Here is a 7,681-nt window from a genome sequence, read left to right on the forward strand (position 1 = left end):
CAAGGCAAAAATTTTGCTATTTAGTTGTTCTAAATGAGAAGTTTTTAACGTAGTTAGCGTCAGATTTGCTCCTTCAAATTGATCAAGTATTAAGACTAATTGGTATTGAACACCAGCCTAGTGAGCTGGTGTTTTTGTATTTGATAAGGAGATGCAAATGAAAGAGATGTTTGCTGGTAGTTGTCTGTGTGGTCAGGTTAAGTATCTTGTAGAGGGCAACGCGCAGGGCTTTTATTTATGTCATTGTGAGTATTGTCAAAAAGACACAGGCTCCGCACATGCTGCGAATTTATTTTTTCAAAATGCAGTGCTAACTTGGCTTGCGGGCGAAAAGTTAATAACCCGCTTTATTTTACCGAATACTAAGCACGTTAAAGCCTTTTGTACTTGTTGTGGCTCTGCATTACCAAACCAGCAGCCTGTTGGTTTAGTTGTACCTGCCGGTAGCTTAGATGATGCGCCGAGTCTTACGCCAACTGCACACCTATTTATCGCGAGTAAAGCGAAGTGGGATGAAAAATTAGAGCAAGTGCTGGCGTTTGAAACCTTGCCGAGAGATTAACTTAAGTAATATAACCTGAGCTGCGGATAATTAATGCCTTTCTAGCAGCGAGTTTTATCGCTAACTGCGTTGAATTCACTTCCAATAGCCAGCTATTGGTGCGTAAATTCGCCTTGCCTACAGGATGTAGGTACCTTAGCGAGAGCAGGACGCGGAAGCGGTGTTTTCCCTAAAACTCTCTGGCTAGGCAAGGAAAAAACTAAGTTGTGCTTTAGCAACAATGAGTTGGAACATTCCTTATCCAAACCTCAGGTTAATATAGAAGGCTGCAACTATGGATCTGCAGCCTTCTATATTACTAGTTAGTAGGTTTGGGCATCTAAAGATTGGCCATTAACTCCGATTGAGTCATCAGACATCAAGTACAGGTATGTTGGCATTAATTCTTCAGGTGTTTTTAGTTTATCTTTATCTTCACCTGGGAATGCTGATGCACGCATACTTGTTCTTGTTGCACCAGGATTAATGCAGTTGATGCGAATATTGGTTTTACCCACTTCTTCGGCCCAAGTTTGCATCATACCTTCGGTTGCGAATTTAGAAATTGCATACGCTCCCCAAAACTCACGACCTTTACGTCCTACACCCGATGAAGTAAAGACGATAGAAGCATTAGGCGCTTTTCTCATTACTGGGAATAGCGATTTAGTGATCACCGCTTGGGCTGTTACGTTTACCTTCATTATGTTTTCAAAGGTTGAAACGCAAAAGTGTTCCATTGGACCTAAAGAGCCTAAAATAGAAGCATTATTTAGCAAGCCATCGAGCTTACCAAATTGCTGCTCGATAGTGGCAGCCAAGTCTCGGAAGTGTTGTTTGGTTGCACCACGTAAATCTAAAGGTACAATTGCAGGCTGTGGGTAACCGGCGTTAACAATTTCATCATAAACGGCTTCTAGTTTACTGGTGGTTTTGCCTAATAGAATAACCGTTGCACCATATTTGGCGTAATTAATTGCCGCAACACGGCCGATGCCGTCGCCGGCACCTGTTACTAGTATCGTTTTATTCGCAAGTGCGTTTTCAGGAGCTTGATAAGTCTGCATTCTGGACTCCAATTAAGATGTTTGGGCTATTTTATCACAATGCCGTAGCAAGTTAGCGAATTTATTGTAAATATGGCTGGCGAAATAACAAAGTTTGAGTTAAGTTTAACTGGTCTAATGTCTTATTAAAAATGCAATTACATAGATTTAACGAGAATTATCACAATAATAATAAGATTATGTCGGAGCCTATAAAATGAAAAAAATGCTACTCTCACTCGCAGTATCAGCAGCACTCGCTGGCTGTGGAGGCGGTGAAACGTTAGAAGATGTAAAAAATGATACTACACCCGTTTCTCCAACGATTTCTGTTAAATTTGATCCATCAGGTGGTGTGATCTCAGTTCCAAACGATATTCTTTTATCCGGCACTCAAGACGGTACCTTAAACCTACCTGACGAAATGTTAGGAGTGAAAGATGGTGAAGGTAACCCTCTGGTAACGCGTGCAAGCTACGCAAACCCAAGTATTGTGATTGGCGCCTTAGATGGTTGGTCGACGCAAATGCCTTACGTTATCGACATGACGACACCGAATGGTTTGACACTCGATGCGCAAAGCGTCATGACCCCGGGCTCTGTACGAATTTTTGAAGTTGCAATGGGTGGACCATTACAGACCGACGAAGACTGTGCTCAGGTGCCTTCAGGTATCGCTTGTAAGCCAATTGCTGAATTACAATTTGGCCCTGATGGTGATTTTGTTACCATGGCTAATAGCACAGGTAACGGTTTAGTTATTATCCCAGTTAAACCATTCAAACCTGAAACTACGTACATTACTGTTTTGACCAAAGGTCTTAAAGACTCAAAAGGTCAAAGTGTAGATGCTTCTTCGACTTACACCTTATTGCGCCAAGACGCGCCATTGGTAACTGATGCTCAGAAGTCTCTTCAGGCTGTGATTCGTAGCTATGAAGGGGCGGTAACTGCAGCGGGTTCGGTGAGTAAAGAAGAGATTATATATACAGCTGCAATGACGACACAGTCGACAGGCCACGCATTGGCGGCGACTAAGCAATTGTTAGCCGCTAAATTACAAGGTGGTGCTAACCCTGTTGTCGCTGTACCTGCACAACCGGTGATCACCGTTGCAGATGCACTTGCAGGAAAAGTGCCTGATGCTATTTTACCTGCTTTTAGAAGCGTACGTTTATTGCAAGGTCAAATACAACTACCTCAGTACTTATCACAACCAAAAAATAAAGATATCTCTGCGCTAGCTGATACCTATTGGCAAGCTCGCTGCGACAGCGCGGTAGCTGTCGCTGGATATGCGGCGCAAGCTGGTGGTTTACCAGAGCCAACAGAACCAAATGATATTGCTTGTAATACACTTTCGGGTGGAAAGTTGAGAGATTTAGGTTTAGATGGTACTAAGTTCTTAACTAAGTACAATCCAATCCCTAAAGAGCAGTGGCTTGCTAATGTTCCTGTGCAAATCACAATGCCTGCGGATGAGTCTCAGCGCCCAGAAGGCGGCTGGCCTGTTGTTATCTTGCAACATGGTATCACGAGTAAAAAAGAAGACATGCTTGGTTTGACGTTGTCATTAACACAAGCAGGATTTGCCACAGTTGCGATCGATCACCCAATGCACGGTGCTCGCGGTTTAGATATCGATGGTGATGGCACTGATGATTTTAATGCCTCGACAGGTAGCGTGTTATCCTACATGAACCTTACATCGTTGTTGGTTGCGCGTGATAACTTAAAGCAATCAGCAGCAGATTTAATGGGTTTACGTTTAGGCTTAAACTTCATTAATCTAGCATCTGGCGGTCAAGTTAACTTTAATACTCAACAAGTTAGTTACCTAGGTCACTCACTTGGTTCTATTGTAGGCCCAAGCTTCCTTGCACAAACCAATACACCATTAAATCCAGCAATTGATGGCTTCTTTAAAGTTGAGTCAGCAGCGCTTGCAAGTGGTGGTTCGGGTATTGCTAATTTCTTGATTGAATCAAAATCATTTGGCCCGTTTGTACAAGGTTCAGTGTTGAGCTCTGCAGGTAACCTAGCATCGCAAGCGTTTAATACCTATCTGCAAGAAGGCGCAATTGCTGACTGTGGTACGCTTGTTGCTGTACAAAGTGAGTTTGTGTCGTGTGCTTATGCAACCTTTAGAGCAGGGCTAGAGGCGGCTGAAGATACCGCAACACTTGCACTGATTGATGGTACGGTGACGCAGTTTGGTTTTGCAGCACAAACGGCATTAGGCAGTGCCGATCCACTTAACTATGCAGCTTCCGTGAAAGCGCTACAAACGCCAGTTTATATGAGCGTTGTTACGGGTGGTGTTGATGGCAATGCTGCTGACTTGGTTATTCCTCCAACAACAGAACGCAGCTTCTTGTCAGGTAGCTTACCACTTGCTGGTTTCATGGGCTTAATGCCTGCAAGCGAAACGCAAATGAGTCAAGACGGAACACCTGGAAGTTATGTAGTGAAGTTCTCTCAGGGCCATCATAGTTCAATCTTGACGACAGGCTTTGATGAAAGAGCCGGTGGTACAGCAGCAGGACACGCCGCAGCTTCACTCGAAATGCAAACACAAGTTGCAAGCTTCTTGAAGTCAAAGGGTTTGGTTTTACAAGTATCTAACCCGGATGTTGTTGCAAACTAAGACATTTTTCGAGACTATAAAAGGCCGCAGCTAGCGGCCTTTTTTGTGTCTATTTAATATTGAGTTAAATGGGCCCCTTTATGAGCTAAATGAGGAGAACGACTTGGCATTTTTGTTTGAATATGGGTTATTTCTAGCCAAGACAGTAACCGTTATCTTTGGTATTGCAGTAGTCATTATTTTGATGGTGGGAGCAAGCTCAAAACCAAAATCGAAAAAGGGCGAAATAGAAGTTACCGATTTAAGCGACAGCTTGGCGCAATCTAAGCAGCAGTTTTTGCAGCAAACGCTTGATAAAAAGGCGCTAAAAGCCCTAAATAAGTCGCAATCAAAAGCGCAAAAAAATAAAGATAAAGAAACAGAGAAAAATGTTTTTTATCTTGAATTTAACGGGAGTATGGACGCTCACGAAGTCTCGGGTTTAAGAGAAGAGATCAACGCTATTTTAACGATTGCAGATAAAGAAAAGGATCAGGTTATTGTGTCTGTAGAAAGTGGTGGTGGGGTTGTTCACGGTTATGGACTTGGTGCATCGCAGCTTACGCGTATCAAGCAAGCGGGTATTCCTCTAACCGTCTGTGTAGACAAGGTTGCTGCAAGTGGCGGATATATGATGGCCTGTGTTGCAGATAAGATTATTGCAGCGCCATTTGCAATTATTGGTTCAATCGGTGTGATTGCGCAGATCCCCAACTTCAATCGTTTATTGAAAAAGAATAACGTTGACTTTGAAATGGTAACCGCTGGTGAATATAAGCGTACACTCACGCTGTTTGGTGAAAATACGGATAAAGGCAGAGAAAAGTTTAAAGAGGAGATTGAAGAAACGCATGGTCTGTTCAAACACTTTGTCTCTGATAACCGTGTCGAGCTCGATATTGAGAAAGTGGCCACTGGAGAACATTGGTTTGGTACACAAGCGTTAGAACTTAAACTAGTTGATGAAATATCAACCAGCGACGATTTACTCATGTCACTAAATGAAAGTCACCAACTTTATAAAGTGGCTTATAAGGCTAAAAAAGGCGTTGCTGAGAAGTTTGGACTTCAGTTGGGGCTCGCCATTGAACGTTTCTCCGTTAAAGCGTTAACAAAACTAAATCAGTCTAAATATTAGTGATTGTTGTTCAGTTTATATCAATAAGCTTTATTTCAAACTATTAACAATACTTTATAGACGGCATTGTGTTCACAAAGCGCATGATGCCGCGCTAAAAGAGAGGTTGTTATGAATAAAGTTATTGTACTTTCTCTACTTACCTTTAGTCTGACTTTAGGTTTAAATCAGGCGAATGCTAAACTGAAGAAGTTACCACCGGGCCTTGAGAAAAAGTTGAAGCAGGGCAAGCCACTTCCACCAGGTTGGCAAAAAAAGCTCCAAGTTGGAGAACGCTTAGATCCAGATATCTACGACCATGGCAAAGTGATTTATCGCGACAGAGATCGGGATTTGGTAACGATAAGCGTTGAAGGTAGGGTCATCAGGGTACTTGAAAACACCCTAGAAATTGTCGAAATTCTTAAAGGGATGAGATAAAAAGCATCAACTCTGTGCGGGGCAATTTCCCGTACAGAGTCCAAGTTTAGCAATCTAAGTGTTTGTTCCTCGCCAAAGCGTGTGTTAGTTGTAGCACTTAACTTAACGCCTAATGATCTAGGTATTAAATAACGTCGTCATTCCTTGAGAGTTGTTGTTAGTCCATCTCGGTAAGTGGTAATTTCAAACTCCGTAAAGCGCTGCTTAAATTTATCTGATACAAATATGTTGTCGACTGCATATCGAGGTAACAGTTCTCGTGTTTCTCTTATAGGTTTGCTAAAAATGCTTAGCAGTGATAGCTGCCATTTCTTTAATATTGAATACTTGCCTTGAATGCCGAGTATTTCGCTCGCTAAGTTAACGATTTGCTTGTAAGTGAGTCGATTGTCATCACATGGTAGATGCCATGTCTGGCCATACGCATCAGAGGTATTGCCTAGTAACGCCATTGCTCTGCTAGCATCTGGCGTGTATATCAAGGTACGTAACGTATTATCGCTGATAAATACTTTCGCAGCATCGCCTGCTCGCAGCTTATCAAGAACCGTTGTATTGGTGATACTTTGCGTTTTACCCGGTCCATAAAACTCAGGCGCGCGGCAAATCATCGCATTGACTTGGCCTGTACTCATCGCATCGAGCAGCATATTCGCTATTAGGCCTCTAACTTTGCCTTTTTCGCCATATGGCAAAAAAGGTGTTTCTTCTGTGAGACGTTCATTGCTTTGCGGATACATATAGGTGTTATCAAAATACACTAATTTGGCATTATGTTTTGCGCACGCATCGATTACATTTCGCATCATAATAGGAAATTGCTCAACCCACATGTTTGTGTCAATCGGCAGTCCTGCGGTTAAGTAAACAATTTTAGAGCCTGCTACTGCTTTTTGCGTTTGACTGCCGTCAAGTAGATTAGCGCTGAGTAATTCGTCCGTGTTGTTTATCTTTTTTGGTGTTCGGCTGACAAGACGAATGTTATCGGTAAAGTCTTTCTTTAAAGCTCGGGCGAGTTCACTACCAATTTGGCCGTTTGCTCCAAGTATTGTTTGCATAAAAATTACCTTAATTTGTATCTGTTTTGTGCAAGCATAAGGTTAAAGTAAACTTGAAGGTCAATACTTAATTTCTGTTATCTGCTATTGTTTGGGATAAGCACAGATTTTTTCATTTAAGGTAGCAGACTGAGTGCAGTAGGAACTCGAGTTTATGAAAATTGGTGAATTATCAAAAAGAACAGGCTTAGCGACGTCGAAAATTCGATTCTATGAGGATATTGGCCTACTTAAATTAGTTAAGCGCGCTGCCAATGGTTATAGGACCTATCCCCCTGAAGCTGAAACTGTATTGCATTTAATTTCAAATGGTCAAAAGGCAGGCTTTAGTTTAGATGAGTTGAGTAAATTACTTCCGAGTGATCTAAGTGACTGGAAACATGATCAGTTACTTAACGCTTTACGTCAAAAACTTGCTGATATTGAACTGATGGAGAAAAAGCTTGCAGACAACAAACGACAATTAAACTCCATCCTTAATGACATAGAAGCCAAACCAGGTGACATGGCGTGTGCCGACAATGCCAAGCGAGTGATATCACAAATGGGGATGGGTAAAGGGAGGAGGTAGATGCAAAAAAAGCGCAGTAAACTGCCAAAGCGGAGATTATTTTTTGTAATGTTTGTCAACTGAGTAGTATCAAGATCAGCGCGATATCTGAAAGCAATCAAATCAATGAAATCTATAGTGAATCATTGATGACATATATGGACGCTCAGCTGCTGTCAAGTAATACTCATCCAACAAGGTTGTTTTAACAGCCTTGTTGCTTCTTTTATTTATCTCTCATTTACTATTTGTATGTATTGATAAACAGTCACTTTGAGTCACCCTAAATAAGGTGCTGCTCT

The 7,681-nt window shown here is 41.9% G+C and carries 7 protein-coding genes; 5 read left to right on the forward strand and 2 right to left on the reverse strand.

The genetic code is table 11. The features are described from left to right. Positions 1–157 precede the first annotated feature (157 nt). Positions 158–562 (forward strand): GFA family protein, encoded by a 405-nt coding sequence (locus L3V43_RS11475; protein ID WP_010604962.1) that lies wholly within the window; start codon positions 158–160, stop codon positions 560–562. Between the two features lie 302 nt (positions 563–864). Here L3V43_RS11475 and L3V43_RS11480 read toward each other — a convergent pair whose 3' ends face one another. Further along, on the reverse strand, positions 865–1,608 hold the full coding sequence (locus L3V43_RS11480) for a YciK family oxidoreductase (protein ID WP_010604961.1): 744 nt from the start codon (positions 1,606–1,608) through the stop codon (positions 865–867). A gap of 196 nt (positions 1,609–1,804) precedes the next feature. Here L3V43_RS11480 and L3V43_RS11485 point away from each other — a divergent pair, with 196 nt between their 5' ends. The 3 genes from L3V43_RS11485 to L3V43_RS11495 all read left to right on the forward strand — a co-directional run bounded on the left by L3V43_RS11485 (position 1,805) and on the right by L3V43_RS11495 (position 5,771). Next, the gene (locus L3V43_RS11485) at positions 1,805–4,234 is read left to right on the forward strand and encodes a VolA/Pla-1 family phospholipase (protein WP_237116507.1); all 2,430 of its coding nucleotides are present in this window, start codon (positions 1,805–1,807) and stop codon (positions 4,232–4,234) included. Positions 4,235–4,337: 103 nt separating this feature from the next. Next, on the forward strand, positions 4,338–5,351 hold the full coding sequence (sohB, locus tag L3V43_RS11490) for a protease SohB (RefSeq protein ID WP_237116506.1): 1,014 nt from the start codon (positions 4,338–4,340) through the stop codon (positions 5,349–5,351). A 111-nt stretch (positions 5,352–5,462) separates the two neighbouring features. Continuing rightward, positions 5,463–5,771 carry a hypothetical protein gene (locus tag L3V43_RS11495; protein ID WP_237116505.1) on the forward strand — a complete coding sequence of 103 codons (309 nt, stop codon included), beginning with the start codon at positions 5,463–5,465 and terminating at the stop codon, positions 5,769–5,771. Positions 5,772–5,908: 137 nt separating this feature from the next. On the opposite strand, the gene L3V43_RS11500 is transcribed toward L3V43_RS11495, so the two are convergent. Continuing rightward, positions 5,909–6,829, reverse strand: a complete 921-nt coding sequence (locus L3V43_RS11500) for an NAD-dependent epimerase/dehydratase family protein (RefSeq protein ID WP_237116504.1) — start codon at positions 6,827–6,829, stop codon at positions 5,909–5,911. Between the two features lie 154 nt (positions 6,830–6,983). Between L3V43_RS11500 and L3V43_RS11505 the strand changes: the two genes are divergently transcribed. After that, entirely contained in the window at positions 6,984–7,400 is a 417-nt protein-coding gene (locus L3V43_RS11505) for a MerR family transcriptional regulator (protein ID WP_237116503.1), read from the forward strand. Positions 7,401–7,681: the final 281 nt, after the last annotated feature.

Source organism: Pseudoalteromonas sp. L23 (assembly GCF_021728455.1).
GTDB lineage: Bacteria > Pseudomonadota > Gammaproteobacteria > Enterobacterales > Alteromonadaceae > Pseudoalteromonas.

Coding starts and splice junctions, on each gene's coding strand:
- L3V43_RS11475 (WP_010604962.1), top strand. CDS start 158: ATGAAAGAGATGTTTGCTGGTAGTTGTCTGTGTGGTCAGGTTAAGTAT.
- L3V43_RS11480 (WP_010604961.1), bottom strand. CDS start 1,608: ATGCAGACTTATCAAGCTCCTGAAAACGCACTTGCGAATAAAACGATA.
- L3V43_RS11485 (WP_237116507.1), top strand. CDS start 1,805: ATGAAAAAAATGCTACTCTCACTCGCAGTATCAGCAGCACTCGCTGGC.
- L3V43_RS11495 (WP_237116505.1), top strand. CDS start 5,463: ATGAATAAAGTTATTGTACTTTCTCTACTTACCTTTAGTCTGACTTTA.
- L3V43_RS11500 (WP_237116504.1), bottom strand. CDS start 6,829: ATGCAAACAATACTTGGAGCAAACGGCCAAATTGGTAGTGAACTCGCC.
- L3V43_RS11505 (WP_237116503.1), top strand. CDS start 6,984: ATGAAAATTGGTGAATTATCAAAAAGAACAGGCTTAGCGACGTCGAAA.